Raw genomic sequence first — 25106 nt, 5'->3', positions numbered from 1 at the left:
CTTAGTGCTGTAAGGGTGTGAAACAAGAGCGGGCAAAAAGCTGATTAGAAGTTGTCTGTTGACGTAAACAGGCCAACGCGGAGGTCTTTTGCTGTGTAGATCTCTCGGCCATCAACAGACACGGTGCCGTCGGCAATACCCATTACCAGCTTGCGCTCAATTACTCGTTTTAATTCTATATGGTAGGTAACCTTTTTCGCTGTAGGCAGTACCTGACCTGTGAATTTCACTTCTCCCGAGCCTAAGGCACGCCCGCGGCCTTTGTTGCCCCGCCATCCCAAATAGAAGCCTACAATTTGCCACATAGCGTCTAAGCCCAAACAGCCGGGCATAACCGGATCTGTAGGAAAGTGGCATTCGAAAAACCAGAGGTCAGGATTGATATCGAGCTCAGCGATGATTTCACCCTTGCCGAATTGGCCGCCATCTGAGTTGATGCTGGTGATGCGATCCATCATCAACATATTACCGACAGGCAGACGAGCGTTGCCGGGTCCAAACATTTCGCCATACCCGCATTTCAACAGGTCTTCGCGTTCAAAAGAAGAAGCTTTAGTCATGTGGAAACTGTCTATCCAGAGAATTTTTAGTCAAAATATCGGATGATTATACCGGTTTGGGGTCCACTAGGCACGATCTGAGTCATGTAAATTGGTCCAAAGCAGGAGTTTTTATCAGATTTTAGGGTGGTAATTGAGAATGGAACACGCTTTTTGGCACGATCGTTGGGCGAAAGGACGAATAGGCTTTCATCAGGCAGAAGTGAATGAGTACTTGAAGCGGTATTGGGGGAGCTTGGATATCCCTGCTCAAGCTGAAGTTTTAGTGCCTTTGTGTGGAAAGTCTCTGGATATGCTTTGGTTGCGTGAGCAAAAGTGTTCTGTATTGGGTGTGGAGCTGAGTGAACGAGCCTGTAGAGACTTCTATGCAGAGCAGGAGGTGCTGCCGGAAGAGGTGAGTAATGGTCGGTTTCTCTGTTTAAACCGAGACGGTGTGGCGTTATGGTGCGGGGATTTCTTTGATTTAGAACGAGGCGATGTCGAGAACATACAGGGTGTATTTGATCGGGCAGCACTGATCGCGCTACCGCCTGTGATGCGTGAGCGCTATGTTCAGCACCTTTGTGAGATTTTACCTGCTAAGGCTCAAATATTGTTAGTGACGCTAGAGTTTGAAGGCGATCAAGGGCCGCCATTCTCTGTCCCTGAGTCGGAAGTAGTCGAACTGTTTGCGGGGAGATTTCAGGTGGCGTGTTTAGGACGAACTCAGTTAACCAGCGATAGGGATCGAGGTAGAACGGAAGCGGTTTATAAACTTGTTGATATTCGTTCTGGCGCCTGACAAATCAGGCGCTACGCTTGACGGCCATATGTGCTAGTGTTGTTAACGTCTCTTTGAAGCTTGAATCTGGCAGCACGCTGAGTGCGTCAATAGCATGATTGGCTTGGCTGTGTGCAGCCTGCTGAGTGTACTCGATTGAACCGGTGCGCTTAACCGCTGCCATTACAGGTTCTAAGTCCTCAAGACCGCCTTTGCGTATGGCTTGACGAATCAACAGGCGCTCCTCTTCGGTGCCGGCCTTCATTGCTTGGATGAGAGGCAGGGTTGGTTTGCCCTCTGCTAAATCATCACCCACGTTTTTCCCCATCTCCTCTGCGGTAGATAGGTAGTCCATAACGTCGTCAATGAGCTGGAATGCAATACCTAAGTGATGCCCATAGCGGCGCAATGCATCGCGTTGCTCGTCTGTTGCGTCTGCCAAGATGGCGCCAACTTCGGTGGCGGCTTCAAAGAGCATAGCCGTTTTGCCAATGATCACCTGCATATACGCTTCTTCCGTAGTGTCGGGGTTGCGGCAGTTCAATAGCTGTAGCACTTCACCTTCGGCAATTACATTGGTGGCATTGGATATTACTTCCATAATCGGCATGCTGCCGATCTCCACCATGACCTGAAAAGCACGCGAATAGAGAAAGTCGCCTACCAGCACGCTAGGCGCATTTCCCCAGCGGGCATTGGCTGTATCTTTGCCGCGACGCATATCGGAGTTATCCACCACATCATCGTGTAGGAGGGTCGCGGTATGAATAAATTCGATAACAGCGGCAAGGGGTATATGGTGTTTGCCCTGATAATTACATGCATTGGCCGCCAGTAAGACAAGTAGCGGTCTTAAGCGCTTACCGCCGCCTTCCACGATATAGTGACCAATCTTTTCCACAAGGGGAACATTGGATCCTAAATGATTGATAATATAATCATTTACGGACTCGAACTGCGGTTCAATAATCGGGTTTAACTGGTGTGGCTGCATGGGATAACTTTATCATTATGATGAAAACATTAGCGCGCATGCTAGGTGCTGCGACAGAGGGTGTCAAGAATTGAGCAGAATAAGCGTAGTCGGGCTTGAATTATCGGTACTAATACTATAAAATCCCGCGCCCTGAGCTTGTCCAACTTTGCTCCCTACCATATGGGTCACCATTAGAAGTAGGTTCTGTTTTAGTAGCCGGATAAGCATAACTTGGAGAAATGTATGTTCGCAGTAATCGTAAGCGGTGGTAAGCAGTACCGTGTTAAAGAAGGTCAAACGGTGAAGCTGGAAAAGCTGAACGTTGAAGCAGGTGCAAGCTTGGAGTTTGACCGTGTTTTGATGGTTGGTAATGGTGATGACGTTAAAGTTGGCCTGCCGACTGTTGATGGTGCTAAAGTTACAGCTGAAGTTGTAGATCACGGCCGCGCTGATAAAGTAACTATTATCAAGTTCCGTCGTCGTAAGCATAGTATGAAGCGTCAGGGCCACCGTCAGTGGTTTACTGAAGTTAAAATCACTGGAATCAGCGCATAAGCTGGTTTTAACAGGAGATAGGTAATGGCTCATAAGAAAGCTGGTGGTTCAACGCGTAACGGCCGCGACTCACAATCAAAGCGTCTAGGTGTTAAGCGTTTCGGTGGTCAGGTTGTGACTGCTGGTAGCATTATTGTTCGTCAGCGTGGTACTAAGTTCCATGCGGGCACAAACGTAGGTTTGGGTAAAGACCACACATTGTTCGCAAAAGAGAACGGTGTTGTTAAGTTCGAAGTTAAAGGCCCGAATAACCGTAAATACGTCAGCATCGTTCCAGCATAAGTTCTGGTTTGTTGCTGAAAAAAGCTCCGCATAGCGGGGCTTTTTTTGTTTCTGATCATCGCTCGCGCTAAGCTTATGCGAGGTTGTTCTTGGGAGAAGAGATATGAAGTTTGTAGATGAAGCGACGATTACTGTCGAAGCGGGTAAAGGTGGCAATGGTTGCCTGAGTTTCCGTCGTGAGAAGTATGTTCCCAAGGGTGGCCCGGACGGTGGAGATGGTGGAGATGGTGGTTCAGTGTATATGGAAGCTGATGGTGGCTTGAATACGTTGATCGACTTTCGCTACACGCGCCGTTTTAAAGCGCAAAATGGTGAGGGTGGTATGGGGCGCAACTGTACCGGTGCTAAAGGCGAGGATCTGGTATTGAAGGTTCCTGTCGGTACGACCGTCATCGATATTGATACCAATGAGGTGTTGGCTGATCTGACGGAAGAGGGGCAGGTTGAGAAAATTGCTCAAGGTGGCTTCCATGGCTTAGGAAATACACGTTACAAAAGTAGTGTGAATCGAGCGCCGCGCCAAACCAGTAACGGTAGTGAGGGTGAGTTTAGGAATCTTAAACTGGAACTTAAGGTGCTCGCGGATGTTGGATTGTTAGGCTTTCCTAATGCGGGAAAGTCAACGTTTGTACGTGCCGTTTCTGCAGCTACCCCTAAGGTTGCTGACTATCCTTTTACGACCTTGGTGCCAAGTTTAGGGGTTGTGCGTACAGAGCGAAATCGAAGCTTTGTTGTAGCGGATATACCGGGCATTATTGAAGGTGCTGCAGAGGGGGCTGGATTGGGCATACGCTTCCTTAAGCACTTGGCGCGTAATCGTGTGTTACTGCATGTAGTTGATATGGCGCCTTGGGATGAGCAAACGCCAGCGGAGGCAGCTGTGATTGCGGTTGAGGAGCTAGCTAAGTTTAGCAAGACGTTGGCCGAGCAGCCCCGTTGGTTGGTATTGAATAAAATGGATATGGTGCCTGAAGATGAGCGTGAGGAGCGATGCCGGTCGGTAGTCGATGCCTTGCAATGGACTGGGCCAGTCTATCGAATTTCGGCGATTGATAAGGGCGGTGTTCAGCCGTTGCTTATGCATCTTCAGGACTTTCTTGATCAGCGTGCAGAGGCGTTTGCTGCTGACCCTGAGCTGCTTGAGCAAGAGAACGAAACGCGTGCGCTCATTGATGCGGAAGCGCGTCTGCATATCCAACGTTTGCGCGATGCGATGCGAGCGCGTCGAGAAGCGGCAGATAGTGAAGATGATGATGACTTCAATGATGATGATTACGATATTGAAGTTGAGTATGTGCGTTAAGGATGAGTAGAGGTGGGTGTGTCGTCAAGTCGAGCAAAGTTGCAACAAGCGCGTCGCTGGGTTGTAAAAATAGGTAGTGCTTTACTGACAAATGATGGTCAGGGGTTGGATTCGGAGGCGATTCGTCGTTGGGTGGATCAGTTGGCCGTGCTTCGTCAGCAGGGTGTGGAGATCGTGTTGGTGTCATCAGGTGCTGTGGCGGAAGGGATGACGCGCTTGGGTTGGTCTTCTCGACCCAATGAGCTTAATCGTTTGCAGGCGGCTGCGGCAGTCGGTCAGACGGGGCTGGTGCAGGCATATGAAGCGAATTTTCAACGCCATGATACCCACACGGCTCAGATTTTGTTGACTCATGATGATTTAACCAGTCGTAATCGTTATCTGAATGCCCGTGCGGCGTTAAAAACCTTGATTTCTATGGGGGTTGTAGCGGTTGTTAACGAGAACGATACGGTAGTGACTGATGAGTTTCGTTTTGGCGACAATGATACTTTAGCTGCGTTAGTGGCAAACCTCATTGAAGCGGATGGGGTGGTCCTGCTCACAGATCAGCAAGGTTTGTTTACGGGGGATCCGCGCAGCAATCCGGATGCTGAGTTGATCTCTGAGGTGCGTGCTGAGGATGAATCTATCATTGCGATGGCTGGTGATGGTGGAAGGCTTGGTCGTGGTGGTATGGCTACTAAGGTGCGTGCAGCGCGTTTAGCGGCTCGTTCGGGTGCTGTTACCTTGATTGCGAGTGGTCGGGAAGAAAATGTATTGCTGCGCCTAAAGGCAGGTGAGCAGTTGGGTACTTTATTGGTGCCAGAGCGCTCGCCTATGGCTGCTCGAAAACAGTGGATCGCGGGGCATTTACAGGCACGCGGTACATTGGTTTTGGATGCAGGGGCTGTGACTGCATTAAGTGAGCGCGGTAAGAGTTTGTTGCCGGCGGGTGTACGTAGTTTATCTGGCCGTTTTACCCGTGGTGAGATGGTGTTGATGACGGATGAGTCGGGTAAGGTGGTTGCTCGCGGGCTAGTGAACTATGGAGCTGCCGATGCTGAAAAAATCATAGGTAAGCCCAGTGCTCTGATTGAGTCGCTGTTGGGTTATGTGAGTGAAGAAGAGTTGGTGCACAGGGATAATCTGGTACTGGCTTAGGTTTATTCTGTGGTTTTTCTTAAGCAGTCTTCGGGCTGCTTTTTTGTTTGGGTTAGGAATTGTGGGTACAAAAAAACCGGCAAAGCCGGTTTTTTTACTGCTAAGCCTTGGCTTACGCCATTGCCTTGATGCGTGCGTTCATGCGGCTCTTGCTACGGGCAATTTTGTTCTTGCTAAAAATGCCTTTGTTGACAGAAGAGTCCATGATTGGCTGAGCAACTTTAAGTGCTTCAGCTGCAGCAGCTTTGTCACCGCTGTCGATAGCAGCAGCAACTTTTTTAATGTACGTGCGAACCATGGAGCGGAGGCTAGCATTATGCTGGCGACGCTTCTCCGCCTGGCGAGCACGTTTACGGGATCCTGCGGAGTTAGCCACGATCCGGCTCCTTATATACTTAGGTTATTAAATATCCTGATGCGCTGCACCAGAATTTGAGACGCGAGATTATTCATATTTCGGCGATGGATGTCAATAAAATGAAGAAATTTAATTATCAAAAGTTTACCATGCGCCTCATGAAGCATGATTAGCGGTAAGCAAAAAGGAAGTAAAGTGGCTGGGACTGAAAACCAAAAGGCGGTTAAACCGGCAGGTCTACTGAGGTCGAGCGGTGTTGTTGGCATGATGACGATGTTATCAAGGGTGTTGGGTTTGGCCCGTGATGTCGTTATTGCAAACTATTTTGGTGCAAGCGGCAGCGCAGATGCGTTTTTTGTTGCCTTCAAGATTCCTAATTTTTTGCGACGCTTGTTTGCTGAAGGGGCTTTTTCGCAGGCTTTTGTTCCTGTGCTGTCTGAATACCGAGAGCAGCGCTCATTGAGAGAAGTGCAGCTGTTGATCAACAACGTGGCAGGCACGTTGGGTTTGGTCCTGTTGGTAATTACCTTACTAGCAGTCGTAGCAGCGCCGCTGCTAACGGCGCTGTTTGCGCCTGGGTTCTACATGGCTGAAGGTGATAAGTTTGCTTTGGCCACTGATATGTTGCGTATCACTTTTCCCTATCTTTTACTCATCTCTCTCACGGCATTTGCGGGTGCCATACTCAATAGTTATGGGCGCTTTGCTGTCCCTGCCTTTACGCCGGTTTTGTTAAATATCTGTTTGATTGGTAGTGCGCTGTTTCTTAGTCCTCTGTTAGAGGAGCCTGTCGTAGCTTTGGCTTGGGGTGTTCTAATGGCAGGTGTTGCTCAGTTGGTGTTTCAGCTGCCGTTTTTGCGACATATCCACCTGCTGCCTAAGCCGCGTTTTGGTTGGCAGGATGAAGGCGTGCAGCGCATACTCAAATTGATGTTGCCTGCGCTGTTTGGTGTTTCGGTCGCACAAATAAACTTATTGCTAGATACGGTGCTTGCGTCATTTTTGCAAACAGGCAGTGTTTCATGGCTCTATTATTCTGATCGGCTTTCAGAATTGCCCTTGGGTGTGTTTGGCATCGCTATTTCGACCGTCATTCTGCCGAGTTTATCTCGCAAACATGCTAACAAGTCATCAGAAGCATTTGCTCAAACATTGGATTGGGCGCTGAGAATGATCCTGTTGATTGGGTTGCCTTGTGCATTGGCATTAGTGATGTTGGCAGAGCCTCTAATTATTACGCTCTTTAAATACGGCGCTATGACGGAGCGGGATGTCATGATGTCTGCTATGAGTTTGCAGGCTTATGGTGCAGGTCTGCTGGCGTTTATGCTAATTAAAGTGTTAGCGCCGGGCTACTTTTCCCGACAAGATATGAAAACGCCTGTAAAGATCGCTGTTCAGGCGATGGTTGCCAATATGATATTAAATCTGTTGCTGATTTGGCCATTGCAGCATGTTGGATTGGCGTTGGCGACATCATTGTCGGCTTTTTTGAACGCGGGCCTGCTGCTTATGGGACTGTTGAAAGCTGGGGTGTTTCGTTGGCAGCCGGGATGGGGCGTTTATTTGACAAGGTTAATGGCTGCGTTGCTGTCTCTAGGTGTGGTCATAATGCTGTTAAATGTAGATAAAGAGGTTTGGTTGCAGCATGATGTTTTTGGTCGGATCGTTTTAATGTTGAAGTTGGTAGTAGCGGGCGTGGCGGCATATTTTATGACTTTATTGCTCTGCGGCCTCAGGATTCGGCATATTCGCGCATAAACCCACCGATTTGCGGTACTCGTTGTTTATTAACTGAGCTATAATTCTGCGTTTGTTTTCTGGCTGTAAAGATTTAATGGAACTGATTCGCGGACTTCATAATCTACGTGAAAGGCATCGAGGCTGTGTGGCGACTATCGGGAACTTCGATGGTGTTCACTTAGGGCATTTGCGTGTTTTAGCACAGGTCAAAGAAAAAGCCGCTCAGTTGGGTTTGCCAACAACCGTGATTATATTTGAGCCTCAGCCGCGAGAGTATTTTGGTGGATCGCAAGTTCCTCCAAGGCTGACGCGCTTTGGCGAGAAAGTTCGCCTTTTGCAAGCGCAGGGAATCGATCGCGTCGTTTGTTTAAGTTTTAATGCTAGGCTGCAGAAGATGACAGCGGAAGCATTTGTTGAAAATCTACTGCTTCGTGGTTTGGATGTTAAGCATTTTGTGGTTGGCGATGATTTCCGTTTTGGTTGTGATCGATCGGGCGACTATCAAATGTTGAAGCAAGTTGGCGAGCAGCAAGGATTTGCTGTGGTCAATACGAAGACTTTTGAAATAGATGATCTCCGTGTTAGCAGTACCCGTGTCCGAGCGTGTTTAACAGAGAATAACTTTGGTGCAGCAGAGCGTTTATTAGGTCGGCCTTATCGTATTTCAGGTCGAGTGATGCACGGGCAAAAATTGGGGCGTCAACTAGGGGTGCCGACAGCTAACATCCGTATGCACCGTTTTGCAGCTCCGCTTAGGGGAGTCTATGCGGTAAGTGTATATACGGAGAAAGATGTATTTTTAGGCAATGGCGTTTGCAATATTGGTGTAAGGCCAACCGTCAACGGTTCACAGCCGGTGCTGGAGGTCCACCTTTTGGATTATCAGGGTGACCTTTACGGACGCTTATTGAGCGTAAAATTCGAGAAATTTCTGCGTAATGAGCAGAAATTTGAAGGGCTGGAACAGCTCAAAGAACATATATTTAATGATATCGATGCGGCGCGCGGCTACTTTGCGCTACCACACTAATCTGGAATCAAAGCAATGACCGACTATAAATCGACACTGAATCTGCCGGATACGGCATTCCCAATGCGTGGCAATCTCGCCAAACGTGAGCCAGATATGCTTAAAGCATGGCAGGATATGGGGTTATATGAGCAGATTCGTAAGGTTAGTGCGGGTCGCCCCAAGTTTATCCTGCATGATGGTCCTCCTTACGCGAATGGCAACATTCACCTAGGTCATGCCGTCAATAAAGTGCTGAAAGATATCATTATCAAAGCCAAGACCTTGGATGGCTTTGATGCGCCTTATGTCCCAGGTTGGGATTGCCACGGTCTTCCAATCGAGCATAAAGTCGAAGTGACCCACGGTAAGAATATGGGAGCGGATAAGACCCGTGAACTCTGTCGCAGCTATGCCCAAGAGCAAATCGAAGGCCAGAGGTCAGATTTTATTCGATTAGGCGTTTTTGGTGCTTGGGATAATCCTTACAAAACCATGGACTTCGCTAATGAGGCAGGAGAAATTCGTGCTTTAGCAAAAATGGTTGAAGGGGGATATGTTTTCAAAGGCTTAAAGCCTGTTAACTGGTGCTTCGATTGTGGGTCAGCATTGGCTGAAGCCGAGGTTGAATATGCCGACAAAAAGTCTTCTGCAATAGATGTGGCGTTTGAGTGTAAAGAGGTTGCAAAGTTAGCCGCGGCATTTGGCCTGAATACACTAGAAAAGCCTGCTTTTGCTGTCATCTGGACGACAACACCTTGGACGATTCCGGCTAACCAGGCCATGAATGTGCACCCGGAGTTTGAGTACGCATTGGTTGATACGGGTGAGCGCCTGTTACTATTGGCAGCAGATCTTGTCGAGAGTGCATTGGCGCGTTTTGAGCTTGAAGGGCAGATTGTTGCAAAAACTGCCGGTAAATCGCTGGAATTGATCGCATTTCAGCACCCTATTTATGATCGTGAGTCGCCTATCTATCTGGCTGATTACGTTGCATTGGATGCAGGTACTGGCATCGTTCATTCGGCACCCGCTTATGGAGAGGATGACTTTGCAAGTTGTCGCCGGTATGGCATGGCATTTGACCAGATTCTAAATCTGGTGAAGGCAGATGGTGTCTATGTCGAGGATCTGGAATTTTTTGGTGGCCTGTCGATTTGGGATGCCAATCCGGAAATTGTTGAGAAGCTGCGTGAGAACGATCGACTGTTAGATCATACCGTCATTACTCACAGCTATATGCATTGCTGGCGTCACAAAACACCACTGATTTATCGCGCAACAGCGCAGTGGTTTGTGGGTATGGATCGTACCTCTTCTGACGGCAGCAGTCTGCGTGAAAAAGCGCTGAATGCCATTGAAGAAACTCAGTTTGTGCCAAACTGGGGTAAGCCTCGCTTGCATAGCATGATTGCTAACCGCCCTGACTGGTGTATTTCTCGTCAGCGCAACTGGGGGGTGCCAATCCCCTTCTTCTTGAATAAAGAGAGTGGTGAGCTTCACCCCGATACCGTAACGCTGATGGAGCAAGTGGCGCAGCGTGTTGAGCAAGAAGGCATTGAGGCGTGGTTTAAGCTAGATGGTGCTGAACTACTAGGCGCTGAAGCGGATCAGTATGAAAAAGTAACTGATACACTGGATGTATGGTTTGATTCCGGAACCACTCATTGGCATGTGCTGCGTGGCTCCCATGAGATGGGACATGATCAAGGGCCGCGTGCAGACCTGTATTTAGAAGGGTCTGACCAGCATCGTGGTTGGTTCCACTCATCTTTGCTGACCGGTTGTGCTATTGATGGTAATGCGCCTTATCGTGCGTTGCTAACACACGGGTTCACCGTCGATGAAAAGGGTTACAAAATGTCCAAGTCATTGGGCAATGTCATTGTGCCACAGGAAGTGACGGATACACTGGGAGCAGACATCTTGCGCTTGTGGATTGCATCGACGGATTATTCTGGCGAAATGGCTGTCTCTAAGCAGATTCTGCAACGCACAGCTGATGCGTATCGTCGTATTCGTAATACGTCACGTTTCTTATTGGCAAACCTCAACGGCTTTAATCCGGAAACCGATTTGGTTTCACCCGAGAATATGCTGGCATTGGATCGCTGGGCGGTAGATGCAACAGCGCGCTTGCAGGAGAAAGTGAAAGTCGCCTATGAGCAATATCGCTTCTTAGATGTGTACCAACAAGTACACCACTTCTGTGTGCAAGAGCTGGGTGGTTTCTATCTGGACATCATTAAAGATCGTCAATACACCACTAAAGCAGATAGTTTGCCGCGTCATTCATGCCAAACAGCGCTTTACCATATTGCACAGGCGCTGACGCGCTGGATTGCGCCAATTTTAAGCTTCACGTCCGAAGAGATCTACGCGGCATTGCCAGGAGTAGAAAAGCAGAAGAGTGTTTTTCTGGATACGTGGTATGAAGGCTTGTTTGAGCTATCAGAGCATGAGGAGTTGGGGCGCGCTTTCTGGTCTCGTATTCTTGATGTGAAGAGTGCGGTCAACAAAGCGTTGGAAGCGGCGCGTAATGAAAAATTAGTAAAAGCTTCATTATCAACCGAAGCTACGCTGTTTGTGAGTGATGAAATCATGGAAGATTTATCACGACTAGGAGATGAACTGCGATTTGTCTTGATCACCTCTGATGTGATTTTGAAGCCCCTCAGTCACGCTGAAAATGCTCGTGATACTGAACTTGATGGGCTGAAGGTTGAATTAGCCATCTCTTCGCACACCAAATGCGAACGCTGCTGGCATCATAGAGAGGATGTGGGACATAGCCCAGAGCATCCTGAGCTATGTGGTCGTTGCGTTGAAAACGTTGCAGGTGAGGGAGAAGCGCGTCAATTCGCTTAGTTCGTTATGAATAAATCATTCAGATCGGCTGTAGGTTCATTGGTTTGGCTTTGGCTCACAGCACTCGTGCTCATCGTAGACCTATGGACCAAGAGCTTGGCGCAGCAGCTACTGGAATATGGGGTGCCTAATCAAGTCATCCCTATCTTGGATATGACACTGTTGTATAACACCGGCGCTGCTTTTAGCTTTTTATCAGATGCTGGCGGTTGGCAGCGTTGGTTTTTTATAGCGATTGCGTTAGCAGTCAGTGGTTTGTTACTGGTGTGGCTTAAACGCACCGAAAAGCAGCAATGGTGGCTAGGAATGGCGCTGGCTTTGATACTGGGAGGCGCGCTGGGGAATATTCATGATCGAATCTTTCTAGGGTACGTTGTGGATTTTATTTCAGTGCATTATCAGAGCTACTATTTTCCAGCTTTTAATCTGGCAGATAGTGCCATTACGTTAGGAGCTGTCGTGATGATTATTGATATGCTATTTCTGGAAAAACAGCGCGACCTTGAAGAGCTTCATGGCCAACCCGATCGGAGAAAATAATGACAGATATAGTGATAGGGCCAGAAACCACAGTGACATTGCATTTTGAGATACGTCTTGAAAATGGTGAGGTAGTTGATAGTAATTTTGAACGCGCTCCGGCCACCTTTACCGTCGGAGACGGCAATATGCTAGCTGGGTTTGAAGCTGCAATGTTTGGGCTGAAAGCGGGAGATCGGACGATACTTGAAATAACGCCCGAACACGGCTTTGGAATGCCTAACCCTAGCAATATTCAGAAAGTAGGACGTGAGAGCTTTTCGGGTATGGAGCTTGAAGAAGGGTTAGTTATTGCCTTCCAGGATGCAAGTGGTGAATTACCCGGCGTCATACGCGCATTTGATGATGTTAATGTTGAAGTAGATTTTAATCACCCATTGGCGGGCAAGGTGCTGGCTTTTGAGGTAGAAATTCTATCTGTTCAATAAAAACCTACCCTCATATACAGGAGGGCAATCATTGCCTTCCTGCTCAATTCTGTTATCTTTCTATGTTGCCAATATGGCAAGGCGTAATCTCAGAATAGCGTCTATACTCAAACATGGGGCTGTTTAGTTTTTATACAGCTTGCGTTCGCTACAATGAGAGCGATTAGTTTTACGGATAAAACTGAATAACCAAAAGGAGTCTATGGTATGAATATACAAAGATGATGAAACGTAACCGTGGTTTTACATTGATCGAGCTAATGGTCACTGTGGCTGTATTGGTAATATTAATCACCGTCGCCATACCTAGCTTTATCAATCTGATACAAAACAGCCGTTCAGCGGCATTAGCAAATTCGGTCGTCACTGCATTGAACTATGCACGCAGTGAAGCGGTCAAGCGTAATACCAATGTGGAGTTTTGTGCAGGTACCAATCGAACCACCTGTGCAGGTGCATTGACGGATGGTTGGAATGTGCAACTTTCGGACACGGAACTTCTGCGCAGTTGGGATGCCCCCGATGCAGGAGCCGTAATAACAAAAGATGTCGCAGGGGTTATTACTTTTACAGGGAGCGGTCGCTTAAATACGGGAGCCGTTACCCTGACAACAAAGTATAACAACTGTACGGGTGATCGAAGCCGAACGATTCGTATCAACGCCTCTGGTCGAGTGAGTGTGACGCGTACAGCATGTTGAATGGTAAAGATATGAGAAAGCGTGTTTATAGGCACATGATAGACAAAGCGCAGCAAGGTGCAACGCTAATAGAGATACTGATTACGGTATTAGTGATGTCGGTAGGCTTGGTTGGCATGGCTACATTGCAGTTTGATGCGGTGAAGCTTAATAATGATGCCTTGCTAAGAACCAAAGCCGTGAATCTGGCTAATGATATGGCTGACAGGATTCGAGCAAACCCCGATGCCGCTGAAGGGGGGGATTATGACTTTACCCTTGGAGCGACGGCTCCAACAAGTCCAGCCGATACGGCGGAGCAAGATCAGAGTGATTGGTTGGCTGCTTTAGCAAATGAGTTGCCTAGTGGGCAAGGCTCGATAGCTGTCAGTACGGTGGGTAATATTTCTGAAGTGAATATTCAAGTTTGTTGGGATGAGGACCGCAGTGGTACACAGCCAGCAACCTGCTTTACGTTTGTGTCGGGGCTTTAATGAGTAAGTATTACAGAAAAAAAGCGCAGCAAGGCTTCTCATTAGTTGAGTTGATGATTGCTATGCTGCTGGGATTGCTCCTTTTGGTTGGAGTAGTAAACCTGTTTTTAGGTTCCAGCCAAACATATCGTCTGCAGGAAGCTTTGTTTAGAGTTCAAGAGTCTGGGCGATTTGCATTAGATATCATTCAGAGGGATTTGTTAAATGCAGGGTTTCAGAATGTAATTCCCATTGGGGCTAATAGAGATACAGATATTGTGGCTGTCACTGGGCACCCAAACTCTACTCCCTTGCCTTCTGCGGTCATTAATAATGGGGTTGCCAGTGATATCTTGCAGCTAAATATGAATGAATTTAGAGATGGTGCTGGAACGCTTGTTGGTGACATTTACTACTATTTAGCGCCGGATGTGAGTGGAGAGAGCTCTTTGTATCGTAATGCCGATGCTGTTGTAGAGGGAGTTGAAGCCATTGAGTTTCTTTATGGTGTAGATACGGATGGTGATAGGGAGCCTGATAGCTTTAATACGCGAACTGCTGTTGGTGCGGGCCAGTGGGAGGACGTTATTGCCGTAAGAGTCAGTATATTAGTTGCTGCTGGGGGGGCGGGTATTGTTGAAACAGCGCAAACCCCATCAGCTCCTTTTGCAGCTGTCGATACTTCAGATCGAAGAATGTACCAAGTGTTTAGTAATACGATTGTACTAAGAAACAAAATGCCTTGAGTTTTCTAGGAAGATTATAGGATCTGTTATGAGAACTAAAATAGATAAACAGAAGCCTTTGCGTGAGAAAGGCGCAGCGCTAATCGTTGGTTTGATTATGCTGCTGTTGCTAACCATCATTGGGTTAAGTGCGATGCAAGGGACCGCGATGCAAGAGAAAATGAGTGGCAATATGAGAGATATTACGGTCGCTTTTAATGGTGGTGAAACAGCGTTGCGTTATGTAGAAGAAGGTTTTTTAAAAACCATGAATACGCTCGATAAAGGAAAAGGTTTTTCGGCATGCACGAGTAGTTGCCAGGTTGTTAATTCCTATCAGTCAGATCCTGCGGCCCAAAATGCTTTATTGAGTGGCGCTGCCAGTTGGGATACGGCTGCGATGGCATACGGTGCGGTCAAAGATGCGGGCGGTACAACCATTGGTATACCGACTGGCAGTAAAATTGATCATACAGGGAACCCCTCGGGTGCGGTGGTTGCTGCAAATCCCTTATTAATGGTTGAGTATATCGTATTTAAAAAGGATTCATTCGATCAAGGGCTTGGAGACGTTGACGACCGCGGAACAGATCTTTATCGAAACACGGTTAAAGCAGCAGGTGGTAGCCCTAATGCTCAAGCAATAGTGCAAACTATTTTTGCCAGACGATTTAAGTAAGGAGTTTCAGGATGTTAGGCTCACTGTATAAGAAGGGTTTGTTTGTCGCCCTGTATGTTTGTTTTCCGGCGCTGCTCAAGGCAGATCCGCTCAGCTTATCTCAAGCCCCGTTGTCAGTTTCTAGGTCGGTTGCTCCCAATGTTATGTTACTGCTGGATAACTCTGGGAGTATGAATCATATTGTGTGGGATAGCGTATACACAGAGGATAATAATGGCACGCTTGTTTGGAGTTCAGGTTATAACGACTCTGTTGTATATAATGACTGGTCGGACGGAAACTGGCAGTCAAGAAACACAGTTTTCTCTAGTAACATCGGGAATTGTACAAACGGGGGAAAGTACGGGGAAAACTCTGCCGGTGCTTGGCGTTGTTTGATATTGCCTGCTCCGGAGGGTGGTAATACGCGCTATCTCGGGAATTATCTCAACTATTTGTTTGAAAATCATGGGGTGAATAGTAGTACTGTTGATTTGACATCAGGCGCAAATGCCTTAAGCGCCGATGCTCAGATAACAAGAATGGAAACAGTAAGGCGTGTTGCACGAAAAATCATCGATGAAACGCCTAACATACGTTTTGGCTTAACCAAGTTAGGTAAATGGGATGGCAATAGCCTAGACGATAACACGGTTGCTGGAACCGTGGTTGCTGGGTGTGCAGATCCTAACTCGTTGCCGAATCCTAGTAATACGGGTTATACCCACAAAAATCTACTAGAGGATGAAATTTCAGCCTTGACTGCCTCCACTTGGACTCCGCTTGCAGAGGCTTATTATGAAGTGACACGCTATTTTAGGGGGATAGGGGCATCAGCATCAAATGGTTTCCCTAGTGGAAGCCCTATCAAGTATCGTTGCCAAAAGAATTTCACCATCATTCTGACAGACGGCTTACCGACATATGATGCGACGTTTCCCTCTTCTGATCCGGATGTGCCCTCTGGAAGAACAGTCCAAAACTGGGATGGTAATGCTAGCAATGATGGTACAGGAGGGAATGAAGATCAGGAAGGTTCTAATCTACACTTAGATGATATTGCTCTGTTTGCTTGGGATACTGATTTTAAAAAGTCAGGTGATGATGCTGCCGGTATTTCTTTTAATGATGCTGCGTTTTCTAGGCAGAATATGCTTACTTACACGGTTGGGTTTGCGGTTAATAATCAAATGTTAATCGATGCGGCTGATACTGGGCGATTCGATAACAATCCTGCTGACGGCCAGTTCTATTTGGCAAACAATGAAGATACGTTATTAGCTGCTTTAAAAGCTGCATTGCAGGATATAGCTGAGAAATCTGGGTCTTCTTCATCTGCTGCAGCAAGTACAGGGAGGGTTCAAGCGGGCTCTCGTGTTTACCAGGCTCGTTTTAATAGCGCGGACTGGAGTGGTGCATTACTTGCGTTTGATATTGAGTCAGATCCTACCAATCCTAACTATGGTAACTTGAAAGAAGATTTGTCAGGTAACGTAGTGCCTGCTTTTGATGCCGCCTTTAAAATACCAGGTTGGAACGCTAGAACTATCATATCGAATAAAGCTAATGTCGCGTCAGGCGGTAATAGCGGGATTCCTTTTAGATGGGGGCAATTTACTGGGGGGGCTAATAGCGAGCGTGATAGATATTTCAATAATGACCAAGCTATGCTTCAGTATCTTAGAGGGCGAAATACTAGCGACTCAAACCGTGATGTTTCGATTTATAGGGCAAGACCTCAGTCATCTGGGAAGTACAATAACTTAGGCGATATTGTCCATTCCTCTCCGTATTATGTGGGCGCGCCATCAGCACGCTATACAGATACGTTTGAGTCTGAAAAGTATTCGGAGTTCGCGGCGACATATAAAGATCGAACACCTATGGTTTATGTTGGAGCGAATGATGGGATGCTCCACGGTATGGACGCAGCTTCAGGCGTAGAAAAATTTGCATTCATCCCAGGTTCTTTACTGCCCAAGCTTCGTGAATTGTCTGAACCTAATTATGTGCACAAGTATTATGTTGATGGTTCCCCAACAGTTGTAGATGCTTTTGACGCAACGAATCAGAAATGGCGAACTGTACTTGTTGGCGGCTTGAATCAAGGAGGGCAGGCTATTTATGCCTTAGATATTACTGATCCTAGCACCTTTTCAGAGTCCAATGCGTCTTCTTTGTTTTTGTGGGAATTCACAGATGCTAATGATGCTGACTTAGGATATACCTACAGCAGGCCCAAGATAATCAAAATGCGGGATGGTAAGTGGTATGCCGTGTTTGGTAATGGATACAATAATACTGAAGTCGACGGTAACGTGAGTACCACAGGGGATGCTGCAATATATATTGTTGATTTATGGACAGGAACTCTTTTCAAGAAAATTACTGTTGATACTGGTAGTTCGAAGGATCCGACTTCTGCTAATAGACCAAACGGTTTTTCGACAATTACTCCAGTAGATGTGACAGGTGATAATGTTGTTGACTATATCTATGGAGGTGACCTGTTTGGTAATGTGTGGAAATTCGATGTCAGTGATGCTGATACATCCAAATGGGAATTGGATTACCGCCTATTTACCGCATGTAGTGGAGTTTCCTGCGGCGCATCCAACACACAACCAATAACGACTCCTGTCACCGTAGGGCGCTCAAAAAATGGTATTGGGCATATGGTGTACTTTGGCACTGGGAAATATCTTGAAACGACAGACAATAACGGTGCAGCTGGTGGTGTGCAGAGTTTTTATGGTATTTGGGATAAAGGCGCAACGGTTGCAAGCCGCTCAGCGCTTTTGGAGCAGTCAATTATAAGCGAAGTTCCTATCTCAGTTATTAACAAAAACGGCACTCCTGATGATACAAGCGATGATTTTCAGGAGATCGTACCGTTAAGGAAGACATCTAATAATTATGCATCAACGTCAAATTTGGGATGGTATATCGACCTAGTACCACCGGGTAACAACAGTGAAAGAGGGGAGCGCTTGATTTCGGCTCCCGTACTTAGAGGCGATCGCATAATCTATGTAACCAGTATTCCTGCGGATGATCCATGTTCGCCTAGTGGTGATAGTTGGATTATGACGATGGACGCTCTTAACGGAGGTCGATTGAATCATACATATGACATCGATAAAGATCGAAGTTTTGGCCAAGGAGATAAGCGCTTCAGCGAAGGGGGAGATCCTGTGGTGGCGACTGGAATAAAAGTCGCATCGGGGGGGAATTCACCAAGTTTTATGCCAGGGACTGATGTGGACAAGGTTATTATATCAGGAACAGATAAGATTGATATTGTCGATCTTTATGAAGGGGATAATGTAAATCGACAAAGCTGGCAGCAGATAAGTCGCTAAAGCATTTATGGGGAGGGTGTATGAGATATATAGTTGGTAATAAGCTAATTTCATTTTTTCTGGCAGTCATTATCTGCTCAATAAGCATAAATGGGTTTGCTGCTCGAAAGGGAGATGAGCGACATACATCGGGCGAAATTCAACAACTCAGCGTTAAAGATAGGACGTTATCAATAAATAATAAGCTTTACACTATTGCACCTTATGCAAAAATAAGTGATGGGGGCAAACCTATAAAACTCCGTCATTTATCAGATGGGGAAGAGGTTCGAGTAATTTTTAAAGAAAGAAAAAAGGCTTATTTACCTGAAATTATTCATATATCTGTGGTTATCAAATGAAGCGATATTCTGAAACCGGCTTCTCCCTTATCGAGCTGATGATCACTGTGGCAATCGTTGCGATTCTTGCATCGATTGCTTACCCCAGTTATCAGCAGCATGTGTTGCGCTCTTGGCGAACGACGGCAACCGGTTGTGTTTTACAGCTAGGGCAAGCGATGGAGAGACGTTATACCACCGCTACACCGATGAGTTATGCTGGTGCGTTTCCAGCGGATGGCTGTACGGCTGAGAATGGTATGGATGCACGCTATACCTTTTCATTTTCTCCGGTTGGTAATTTGGCGGCGGGTGCACAGGCTTATATTATCCAAGCTGTTCCTCAAGGGGCGCAAGCCGGTGATACACAGTGCGGTACGCTAACACTGAATGAGCAAGGTACGAGGACGGAGAGCGGTACTGGCACGGTTAATGATTGCTGGTAACGACTAACTTAAAAAAATGAACAGAAGGCCAAGGAATGGCCGGAGGTTTTTATGTGCAAGGACGCGTTTGCTTACCCGTGCCCCCGTATTCTGGGCATTCTCTCTATGCCGTTTCGGCAGCAGTCAGGTTTTACCTTGATTGAATTACTCGTCACTATGACGATTTTGCTTATCTTTATCACTCTGGGCATTCCCTCATTTTCGCAGGCGTTGGTTCGACATGAACTGCAATCCGCTTCTTTGTCTATCAGGCAAGGTCTACATATTGCGCGATCAGAATCGGTGAAGCGTTCAGGCTTGATGCATATTTGCAGTTTAGCCGCAGATCTCCAGCAGTGCTCTGGCAAGCGGGGCGTCGGGCGCACGCAATGGGCTAGAGGTATGTTGGTTTTTCATGATGTGAATAGGAATAAGCAGTTTGATCAGGGCTTGGATCAAATTCTGTATGTCACAGAGTTTCCGGATGCTATGTCGGTGGAGTGGGGGCGAGGTGACTACTTGGCTTATGCGTCCAGTGGCCGTCTGAAGTTTAGTAATGGCACATTTCGTGTGGTACATTCGGGCAGTGGTAAAGAGCGCCGTTTGGTGTTAAATCGTATAGGGCGGGTACGATCGACTGAGATTTGATATGCTGCTGTTTTCTTCGATATAGGGTTCGACATGAGCGATTTTGTCATCGTAGGGGCGGGCGTCATGGGTATGATGTTAACGCGAGAGCTGGCGCAAGCAGGCGCAACGGTTACGTTACTTGATCGAAACCATTGTGCTTCTGAGTCCACGTGGGCTGGTGGAGGTATTGTGTCACCGCTTTACCCTTGGCGCTACGCAGATCCAGTTACTTCTCTTGCAACCTGGTCTCAGAGCAGTTACATCCATCTATCTCAAGCGCTGTTAGAAGAAACAGACTGTGATCCTGAACTACGCCAAAAAGGTATGTATATGGTGGATGTGGAGGATGAGGAAGCCGCACTCGCTTGGGCTAAAAAATACCATCGCCCACTCTCCCAAGTTGATGATAAGCACCTCTATAACCTTGAGCCAAATTTCCAGCCCGGTTATCGTTCGGCCTTATGGATGCCAGAGGTTGCGAGTATTCGGAATCCGAGGTTAGGTCAAGCATTAAAGCAAAGTTTGCAGCAGATGCCGAATGTTTCGATATGTGAACATCATGATGTTGAGTGCTTTTTGCATACAGGTAAATCCGTGCTAGGGGTTAAAGCACAAGGGGCTGCGTTTTATGGAGACCATACGGTTGTTGCGGCAGGTGCTTGGAGTAGCCAGTTGCTTGCTTCACTAAATATCCAACTTCCGGTTGGGCCTGTAAAGGGGCAGATGATGGTGTTTAAAGCCCCGGTTGGTTTAGTTAACCGAGTGGTATTGATGGCTGGGCGCTATGTGATTCCAAGAAACGATGGGCACGTGCTGGTGGGCTCTACCTTAGAGAAAGAAGGTTTTGACAAAACACCCACGGACGCAGCCAAAGACGTGCTCTACCAAACGGCCATTAACATTATTCCGGCGCTAGCCGAGTATCCTATAGCTTATCATTGGGCAGGGTTACGGCCTGGCTCACCGCAGGGAATACCTTATATTGGTTCTGTACCCGGCTGGGAGAATCTATCTGTTAATGCAGGGCAGTTTCGTAATGGACTTGTATTAGCGCCAGCGTCAACGCGACTACACGCTGATCTTCTGCTAGGTCGAGAGCCTGTCATTGATCCGCAAGCTTACCAATTAGCAGGTCGTATATAGCTATAGACGTTGGTTTTGATGTTCTAATCGTAGATCGTGGGAATAGGCTGGCGCTTATGCTGAGTTTTAAGGTAGATCTCAATAATACGCGCTTCAGCCTCAGGGTCGCTTAGTTTCCCTTCGAGGAAATCATCGATTTGCTCATAGGTTAAGCCAAGAGCTGCTTCATCCGTTTTCTGGGGCGTTAGGCACTCAAGATCAGCCGTTGGTGTTTTATGTACCAACAATTCGGGTGCCCCTAGGGTACTGGCAAGCTGTCGCACTTGACGTTTGCTGAGTCCGAATAATGGTGCAAGATCGCAGGCGCCATCTCCCCATTTGGTGTAAAAGCCCGTAATGTTTTCAGCCGAGTGATCTGTACCTAATACCAATCCCCCGAGTAATCCGGCAATTTCGTATTGGATAATCATTCGGGCGCGGGCTTTCACATTCCCCTTGGCAAAGTCGACGGCGCCTTCATTGCTGGTCAGTAGATTTGTACTTTGTAAGCTCTTGCTGACTTCCTGATGGATAGCATCGGTTCCGGGTTGTACATTCACGCTAAGCGATTGACTCGGCTGAATGAACGACAGGGCAAGTTGAGCGTCGGCCTCATCTTTTTGAGTAGCATAGGGTAGACGTACGGCAACGAACTGATACGTATCGTTACCCGTCTCTTGGTTAAGCGAGTCAACAGCGAGCTGTGCTAAGCGTCCACAGGTGGAAGAGTCGACACCGCCGCTAATACCTAAAACCAAGTGAGTCAGGCCGGAGTCGCGTAAAGACTGTTTAATAAAGTCAACGCGGCGATTAATTTCAAAGTTAGCATCGATTTGGGGTAATACACGCATCTCTTTGATAATCGCATCAGCATTCATCACACTTGCTCTCCGGTACTCGTTACTCAAAAACGCCAAAGGTTATTTTGTCGAAGAAAGACCGCTCTTGTTTAGCTTTCTCTTTTGCTGCTTCAGCAGCTTTAGGGTTAATTGCGCGTGTCGGTGGGACAGGCTCTTCCGCGCCCCCTAATAGCCCAAATGTCGCTGTTTCCATTAATGATTTATTTTCTTGTCTATAGGTTTTTAAATCATAGTCTGGATAGTTACTCAGTAGAACTTCCTGAGCACTGTTGGCTAAATCGGTCATACCAAGCTCGGTGTATGCCTGAAACATAACAGCGAGTGCATCTGGTACAGCAGGTGTCTCTTTTAAGTTTTCTACAACAAAGCGGCCACGGTTTGCAGCAGCGACAAAGGCACCACGCTTCATATAATAGCGAGCAACATGTACTTCATAAGTTGCCAGACGGTTTTTTAGGAACACCATGCGCTTTTGGGCATCAGGAGCATACTGGCTGTCGGGATAACGATTCAGCAAAGTAGAAAAGCTCTCAAACGATGCGAGCGCCGCACCTGGGTCTCGCTGAGTTATATCGATTGGTAGGTACTTTTCAAAGAACGTACGGTCCTGCTCAAAGGCGGTTAGCCCTTTGAGGTAGTACGCATAGTCAATATTCTCATGAGAGGGGTGAAGTCTGATAAAACGATCAGCTGCCGCGCTGGCCGCATCAGGCTCATAATTGTTGTGATAAGCATAGATCAGCTCTAGCTGTGCTTGCTCGGAGTAGCGACCAAACGGGTAGCGAGCTTCGAGTAGTTGCAGTTTGTCGACAGCAACCTGATATTCTGATCTCTCCAGAGCGGAGATGGCTTCATCATAAAGCTGCTGCTCAGGGATATCGGGGAGCTCTTTATCACCGCCAAACCAAGAACAAGCGGATGCCAGAGTACAAAGGGTTATAATGCTAACGATTTTTACCAAACGCATGAAATAAATCCTGATATTCCAAGTAGTCGATTATCGGCGTACCCGCCGTATCGGTTATACTGAGCAAAGTGCTTCGTAACGGCCTATTTAACCATAACCGGAAGCTAAGCAAAATCATCAGAGCAACAGATCGGTAGATTGATGTCAGAAAAGATAGAATTAGAGGCAATTGTCCCGGGTGAACATACAGGAAAACGGCTAGATCAGGTCGTGGCCCTGCTTTTTTCCGACTTTTCCCGTTCTCGCTTGCAAGCGTGGATAAAAGAGGGGGCTATTACCGTTGATGGTAAACAGGTGAAGCCCAGAGAAAAACTGTACGGTGGCGAAAATATTGTCATTCAGGCCACCATTGAAGCAATGGAAGGTCATGAGGGTGAAGATATCCCGCTGGATATCGTCTATGAGGATGATGATATTCTGGTGGTTAATAAGCCGGCAGGTTTAGTCGTTCACCCCGCTGCGGGCCATCGTTCGGGAACGCTGATGAATGCATTGCTGCATCACTACCCAGATATCGCCGTTGTACCTCGCGCAGGTATTGTGCATCGCCTTGATATGGATACCACCGGATTGATGGTGGTTGCTAAAACCATTCAAGCTCAGACGGAACTGGTGTCCCAATTGCAGGAGCGCACTATGGGGCGTGAATATGAAGCGGTTGTTCAAGGTGTTATGACCGGTGGTGGTTGTGTTGAGGAGCCTATGGGGCGCCATGCCAGAAACCGTCAAAAGATGGCGGTTGTTACGATGGGCAAGGAGGCTGTGACCCACTATCGAGTGTTGCATAAATTCCGTGCACATACGCATGTGCGTCTAAAGCTTGAAACAGGGCGAACCCATCAGATTCGTGTCCATATGGCCCATATCAACTACCCGTTGGTTGGTGATCAGCTTTATGGTGGCCGTTTCCGTATGCCAAAAGGCGCGAGTGAAGAAACGCAGGAGATGTTACGAGGTTTCAAACGCCAAGCACTGCATGCGAAGAAACTGGAACTGTGGCATCCAGTGACAGGAGAATTAATGTCATGGGAGGTTGATCTGCCAAGTGATTTCAAAGCGCTGTTGGATGTCTTGAATACAGATAGCCAGCAAAGTGATCAGTTTGATCAATCGACATTTTAGGTAGCGCCTCTTATGCAGCTGATACGCCCGAGTACTCCATTATTTGAGCAGGTTCACGTGGCTTCTACTACCCGCTTGGGCGGCATTAGCCTACCTCCTTATGATAGTTTAAATGTTGGAGATCATGTGGGTGATGATCCTCAACACGTACAGACTAACCGTGCACGCTTATTGGCTCATCTGGGAATTACCCATGCGCAGTGGTTAAAGCAAGTGCATGGTACCCAATGTGTTTTGGCTGAATCGAAAGGCGACATAAAGGAGGCGGACGCTTGCTGGACCGATCAATCGGGCCTTGCTTGTGTGATTATGACTGCCGACTGTTTGCCTGTTGTATTTAGTGACGGTGAGCGGGTTGCTGCGGCCCATGCTGGGTGGCGAGGGCTTGTGAACGGCGTGCTAGAGAATACATTGGCGTGTTTTTCAGGTGAGTCGCCTTCCGTTTGGTTGGGGCCTGCAATTGGGCCGACCGCATTCGAAGTAGGCCCGGAGGTGAGGGAACAATTTTGTGATCAGTTAAGTGCATCGTCAGATTGTTTTACACCATCCCCACGTCAGGGGAAATGGATGGCGCATATTTACCACCTTGCGCGTTTGCGATTATCAGCGGCAGGTATTGATCGCATTAGTGGTGGTGAATATTGTACCTTCACAGATGCCGAGCGATTTTACTCTTATCGTCGTACGCCACAGACAGGTAGAATGGCAACGCTGGTATGGAAATCTGCGACTTCTTTGCGTTAGTCTCTTATACCGGTAATGCGGTGGTGTATTTAATTTGCTCCATAGCAAAGCTTGAGGTTACATCGCTTAGGTCAGGTGTCTCTTCTACAAGGCGTTTGTAGAACCGATCAAAGGCTGCAATATCGGCCACAACTACCCGCATTAGATAATCATACTCACCACTCATGCGGTAAAACTCTGCGACTTCTGGATAGTTGGCTACCCTCTCTGCAAACTGGGTATACCAAGCTGCTGAATGATTGCGGGTCTTGATGTGTACAAACACCGAGACATTCAGGTTGAGCTTGCTCGCATCCAGTAAAGCTACATGCTTACGAATTACCCCGGAATCTTGAAGCTTTTGCACTCTTCGCCAACAAGGGGTTGAGGATAGGTTGACTAAATCTGCAAGCTCCTGAATGCTCAACTCTCCATTTTCTTGGAGAGCGTGTAATATGACGCGGTCTGTTTTATCTATTTTTGTTTCTTGCATGAGAAAAAAATTCTATTTATT

General features: G+C 47.3%; 27 protein-coding genes. 21 read left to right on the top strand and 6 right to left on the bottom strand.

What is annotated here, in order from left to right:
• Nucleotides 1-44: 44 nt before the first annotated feature.
• Entirely contained in the window at nt 45-560 is a 516-nt protein-coding gene (gene fabA / locus F0U83_RS15580; RefSeq protein WP_138988162.1) for a bifunctional 3-hydroxydecanoyl-ACP dehydratase/trans-2-decenoyl-ACP isomerase, read from the bottom strand.
• A gap of 139 nt (nt 561-699) precedes the next feature.
• On the opposite strand from fabA, the gene F0U83_RS15575 reads away from it, so the two are divergent.
• Nucleotides 700-1341, top strand: coding sequence for a thiopurine S-methyltransferase (locus tag F0U83_RS15575; protein WP_138988163.1), 642 nt, complete (start codon nt 700-702; stop codon nt 1339-1341).
• Nucleotides 1342-1345: 4 nt separating this feature from the next.
• Here the strand turns inward: F0U83_RS15575 and ispB are convergent, their stop codons facing one another.
• Nucleotides 1346-2314, bottom strand: a complete 969-nt coding sequence (ispB, locus tag F0U83_RS15570) for an octaprenyl diphosphate synthase (RefSeq protein WP_138988164.1) — start codon at nt 2312-2314, stop codon at nt 1346-1348.
• Nucleotides 2315-2539: 225 nt separating this feature from the next.
• Between ispB and rplU the strand changes: the two genes are divergently transcribed.
• From rplU to proB, 4 genes are all read left to right on the top strand, one after another.
• Nucleotides 2540-2851, top strand: coding sequence for a 50S ribosomal protein L21 (gene rplU / locus F0U83_RS15565; RefSeq protein ID WP_138988165.1), 312 nt, complete (start codon nt 2540-2542; stop codon nt 2849-2851).
• Nucleotides 2852-2875: 24 nt separating this feature from the next.
• A complete protein-coding gene (gene rpmA / locus F0U83_RS15560) occupies nt 2876-3133 on the top strand; it encodes a 50S ribosomal protein L27 (RefSeq protein ID WP_138988166.1) in 258 nt (85 codons plus the stop codon).
• A 103-nt stretch (nt 3134-3236) separates the two neighbouring features.
• Nucleotides 3237-4436 (top strand): Obg family GTPase CgtA, encoded by a 1200-nt coding sequence (gene cgtA, locus F0U83_RS15555; protein ID WP_138988167.1) that lies wholly within the window; start codon nt 3237-3239, stop codon nt 4434-4436.
• 18 nt (nt 4437-4454) lie between these two features.
• Entirely contained in the window at nt 4455-5579 is a 1125-nt protein-coding gene (gene proB / locus F0U83_RS15550) for a glutamate 5-kinase (protein WP_138988168.1), read from the top strand.
• Nucleotides 5580-5691: 112 nt separating this feature from the next.
• Here the strand turns inward: proB and rpsT are convergent, their stop codons facing one another.
• Nucleotides 5692-5955: a 30S ribosomal protein S20 gene (gene rpsT / locus F0U83_RS15545; protein ID WP_138988169.1), complete on the bottom strand. Its 264-nt coding sequence runs from the start codon at nt 5953-5955 to the stop codon at nt 5692-5694.
• Nucleotides 5956-6201: 246 nt separating this feature from the next.
• On the opposite strand from rpsT, the gene murJ reads away from it, so the two are divergent.
• The 14 genes from murJ to thiO all read left to right on the top strand — a co-directional run bounded on the left by murJ (nt 6202) and on the right by thiO (nt 20941).
• Nucleotides 6202-7698 carry a murein biosynthesis integral membrane protein MurJ gene (gene murJ / locus F0U83_RS15540; RefSeq protein ID WP_246077816.1) on the top strand — a complete coding sequence of 499 codons (1497 nt, stop codon included), beginning with the start codon at nt 6202-6204 and terminating at the stop codon, nt 7696-7698.
• Nucleotides 7699-7774: 76 nt separating this feature from the next.
• Nucleotides 7775-8710 (top strand): bifunctional riboflavin kinase/FAD synthetase, encoded by a 936-nt coding sequence (gene ribF, locus F0U83_RS15535; RefSeq protein WP_138988171.1) that lies wholly within the window; start codon nt 7775-7777, stop codon nt 8708-8710.
• Between the two features lie 15 nt (nt 8711-8725).
• On the top strand, nt 8726-11557 hold the full coding sequence (ileS, locus tag F0U83_RS15530; protein WP_138988172.1) for an isoleucine--tRNA ligase: 2832 nt from the start codon (nt 8726-8728) through the stop codon (nt 11555-11557).
• 6 nt (nt 11558-11563) lie between these two features.
• Nucleotides 11564-12097 (top strand): signal peptidase II, encoded by a 534-nt coding sequence (gene lspA / locus F0U83_RS15525; RefSeq protein ID WP_138988173.1) that lies wholly within the window; start codon nt 11564-11566, stop codon nt 12095-12097.
• Complete coding sequence (locus tag F0U83_RS15520) at nt 12097-12525, top strand: FKBP-type peptidyl-prolyl cis-trans isomerase (protein ID WP_138988174.1); 429 nt, start codon at nt 12097-12099, stop codon at nt 12523-12525. Before lspA ends, F0U83_RS15520 begins: the two co-directional genes overlap by 1 nt.
• A 221-nt stretch (nt 12526-12746) precedes the next feature.
• Nucleotides 12747-13226 (top strand): GspH/FimT family pseudopilin, encoded by a 480-nt coding sequence (locus F0U83_RS15515; RefSeq protein ID WP_211343687.1) that lies wholly within the window; start codon nt 12747-12749, stop codon nt 13224-13226.
• 11 nt (nt 13227-13237) lie between these two features.
• Nucleotides 13238-13699 carry a type IV pilus modification protein PilV gene (pilV, locus tag F0U83_RS15510; protein WP_211343688.1) on the top strand — a complete coding sequence of 154 codons (462 nt, stop codon included), beginning with the start codon at nt 13238-13240 and terminating at the stop codon, nt 13697-13699.
• On the top strand, nt 13699-14424 hold the full coding sequence (locus tag F0U83_RS15505; protein WP_138988175.1) for a PilW family protein: 726 nt from the start codon (nt 13699-13701) through the stop codon (nt 14422-14424). Before pilV ends, F0U83_RS15505 begins: the two co-directional genes overlap by 1 nt.
• Nucleotides 14425-14452: 28 nt before the next feature.
• Nucleotides 14453-15082: a pilus assembly PilX family protein gene (locus tag F0U83_RS15500; RefSeq protein ID WP_138988176.1), complete on the top strand. Its 630-nt coding sequence runs from the start codon at nt 14453-14455 to the stop codon at nt 15080-15082.
• Between the two features lie 11 nt (nt 15083-15093).
• Nucleotides 15094-18423 (top strand): pilus assembly protein, encoded by a 3330-nt coding sequence (locus F0U83_RS15495; protein ID WP_138988177.1) that lies wholly within the window; start codon nt 15094-15096, stop codon nt 18421-18423.
• Between the two features lie 20 nt (nt 18424-18443).
• Entirely contained in the window at nt 18444-18764 is a 321-nt protein-coding gene (locus F0U83_RS15490) for a hypothetical protein (protein WP_138988178.1), read from the top strand.
• Nucleotides 18761-19189 (top strand): type IV pilin protein, encoded by a 429-nt coding sequence (locus F0U83_RS15485; RefSeq protein ID WP_138988179.1) that lies wholly within the window; start codon nt 18761-18763, stop codon nt 19187-19189. Before F0U83_RS15490 ends, F0U83_RS15485 begins: the two co-directional genes overlap by 4 nt.
• 51 nt (nt 19190-19240) lie before the next feature.
• The gene (locus F0U83_RS15480) at nt 19241-19816 is read left to right on the top strand and encodes a GspH/FimT family pseudopilin (RefSeq protein ID WP_138988180.1); all 576 of its coding nucleotides are present in this window, start codon (nt 19241-19243) and stop codon (nt 19814-19816) included.
• A gap of 33 nt (nt 19817-19849) precedes the next feature.
• Nucleotides 19850-20941, top strand: coding sequence for a glycine oxidase ThiO (thiO, locus tag F0U83_RS15475; protein WP_138988181.1), 1092 nt, complete (start codon nt 19850-19852; stop codon nt 20939-20941).
• Between the two features lie 23 nt (nt 20942-20964).
• On the opposite strand, the gene nadE is transcribed toward thiO, so the two are convergent.
• On the bottom strand, nt 20965-21798 hold the full coding sequence (gene nadE / locus F0U83_RS15470; RefSeq protein ID WP_138988221.1) for an ammonia-dependent NAD(+) synthetase: 834 nt from the start codon (nt 21796-21798) through the stop codon (nt 20965-20967).
• Between the two features lie 22 nt (nt 21799-21820).
• A complete protein-coding gene (locus tag F0U83_RS15465) occupies nt 21821-22747 on the bottom strand; it encodes an outer membrane protein assembly factor BamD (RefSeq protein ID WP_138988182.1) in 927 nt (308 codons plus the stop codon).
• A 141-nt stretch (nt 22748-22888) separates the two neighbouring features.
• Here F0U83_RS15465 and rluD point away from each other — a divergent pair, with 141 nt between their 5' ends.
• Nucleotides 22889-23869 carry a 23S rRNA pseudouridine(1911/1915/1917) synthase RluD gene (gene rluD, locus F0U83_RS15460; protein WP_138988183.1) on the top strand — a complete coding sequence of 327 codons (981 nt, stop codon included), beginning with the start codon at nt 22889-22891 and terminating at the stop codon, nt 23867-23869.
• A 12-nt stretch (nt 23870-23881) separates the two neighbouring features.
• Nucleotides 23882-24613 carry a peptidoglycan editing factor PgeF gene (gene pgeF / locus F0U83_RS15455; RefSeq protein ID WP_138988184.1) on the top strand — a complete coding sequence of 244 codons (732 nt, stop codon included), beginning with the start codon at nt 23882-23884 and terminating at the stop codon, nt 24611-24613.
• A 4-nt stretch (nt 24614-24617) separates the two neighbouring features.
• On the opposite strand, the gene F0U83_RS15450 is transcribed toward pgeF, so the two are convergent.
• The gene (locus F0U83_RS15450; RefSeq protein ID WP_138988185.1) at nt 24618-25085 is read right to left on the bottom strand and encodes an Lrp/AsnC family transcriptional regulator; all 468 of its coding nucleotides are present in this window, start codon (nt 25083-25085) and stop codon (nt 24618-24620) included.
• Nucleotides 25086-25106 lie beyond the last annotated feature (21 nt).

Source organism: Neptunomonas concharum (assembly GCF_008630635.1).
Taxonomy (GTDB): domain Bacteria; phylum Pseudomonadota; class Gammaproteobacteria; order Pseudomonadales; family Balneatricaceae; genus Neptunomonas; species Neptunomonas concharum.
Note: the sequence above shows the minus strand (reverse complement) of the source record. Positions and strands in the feature narration are given on the sequence as shown.

What these genes read in the sequence shown, in the direction of transcription:
- fabA (WP_138988162.1), bottom strand. Translation starts at nt 560, where the DNA reads ATGACTAAAGCTTCTTCTTTTGAACGCGAAGACCTGTTGAAATGCGGG.
- F0U83_RS15575 (WP_138988163.1), top strand. Translation starts at nt 700, where the DNA reads ATGGAACACGCTTTTTGGCACGATCGTTGGGCGAAAGGACGAATAGGC.
- ispB (WP_138988164.1), bottom strand. Translation starts at nt 2,314, where the DNA reads ATGCAGCCACACCAGTTAAACCCGATTATTGAACCGCAGTTCGAGTCC.
- rplU (WP_138988165.1), top strand. Translation starts at nt 2,540, where the DNA reads ATGTTCGCAGTAATCGTAAGCGGTGGTAAGCAGTACCGTGTTAAAGAA.
- rpmA (WP_138988166.1), top strand. Translation starts at nt 2,876, where the DNA reads ATGGCTCATAAGAAAGCTGGTGGTTCAACGCGTAACGGCCGCGACTCA.
- cgtA (WP_138988167.1), top strand. Translation starts at nt 3,237, where the DNA reads ATGAAGTTTGTAGATGAAGCGACGATTACTGTCGAAGCGGGTAAAGGT.
- murJ (WP_246077816.1), top strand. Translation starts at nt 6,202, where the DNA reads ATGATGACGATGTTATCAAGGGTGTTGGGTTTGGCCCGTGATGTCGTT.
- ribF (WP_138988171.1), top strand. Translation starts at nt 7,775, where the DNA reads ATGGAACTGATTCGCGGACTTCATAATCTACGTGAAAGGCATCGAGGC.
- ileS (WP_138988172.1), top strand. Translation starts at nt 8,726, where the DNA reads ATGACCGACTATAAATCGACACTGAATCTGCCGGATACGGCATTCCCA.
- lspA (WP_138988173.1), top strand. Translation starts at nt 11,564, where the DNA reads ATGAATAAATCATTCAGATCGGCTGTAGGTTCATTGGTTTGGCTTTGG.
- F0U83_RS15520 (WP_138988174.1), top strand. Translation starts at nt 12,097, where the DNA reads ATGACAGATATAGTGATAGGGCCAGAAACCACAGTGACATTGCATTTT.
- F0U83_RS15515 (WP_211343687.1), top strand. Translation starts at nt 12,747, where the DNA reads ATGATGAAACGTAACCGTGGTTTTACATTGATCGAGCTAATGGTCACT.
- pilV (WP_211343688.1), top strand. Translation starts at nt 13,238, where the DNA reads ATGAGAAAGCGTGTTTATAGGCACATGATAGACAAAGCGCAGCAAGGT.
- F0U83_RS15505 (WP_138988175.1), top strand. Translation starts at nt 13,699, where the DNA reads ATGAGTAAGTATTACAGAAAAAAAGCGCAGCAAGGCTTCTCATTAGTT.
- F0U83_RS15500 (WP_138988176.1), top strand. Translation starts at nt 14,453, where the DNA reads ATGAGAACTAAAATAGATAAACAGAAGCCTTTGCGTGAGAAAGGCGCA.
- F0U83_RS15495 (WP_138988177.1), top strand. Translation starts at nt 15,094, where the DNA reads ATGTTAGGCTCACTGTATAAGAAGGGTTTGTTTGTCGCCCTGTATGTT.
- F0U83_RS15490 (WP_138988178.1), top strand. Translation starts at nt 18,444, where the DNA reads ATGAGATATATAGTTGGTAATAAGCTAATTTCATTTTTTCTGGCAGTC.
- F0U83_RS15485 (WP_138988179.1), top strand. Translation starts at nt 18,761, where the DNA reads ATGAAGCGATATTCTGAAACCGGCTTCTCCCTTATCGAGCTGATGATC.
- F0U83_RS15480 (WP_138988180.1), top strand. Translation starts at nt 19,241, where the DNA reads ATGTGCAAGGACGCGTTTGCTTACCCGTGCCCCCGTATTCTGGGCATT.
- thiO (WP_138988181.1), top strand. Translation starts at nt 19,850, where the DNA reads ATGAGCGATTTTGTCATCGTAGGGGCGGGCGTCATGGGTATGATGTTA.
- nadE (WP_138988221.1), bottom strand. Translation starts at nt 21,798, where the DNA reads ATGAATGCTGATGCGATTATCAAAGAGATGCGTGTATTACCCCAAATC.
- F0U83_RS15465 (WP_138988182.1), bottom strand. Translation starts at nt 22,747, where the DNA reads ATGCGTTTGGTAAAAATCGTTAGCATTATAACCCTTTGTACTCTGGCA.
- rluD (WP_138988183.1), top strand. Translation starts at nt 22,889, where the DNA reads ATGTCAGAAAAGATAGAATTAGAGGCAATTGTCCCGGGTGAACATACA.
- pgeF (WP_138988184.1), top strand. Translation starts at nt 23,882, where the DNA reads ATGCAGCTGATACGCCCGAGTACTCCATTATTTGAGCAGGTTCACGTG.
- F0U83_RS15450 (WP_138988185.1), bottom strand. Translation starts at nt 25,085, where the DNA reads ATGCAAGAAACAAAAATAGATAAAACAGACCGCGTCATATTACACGCT.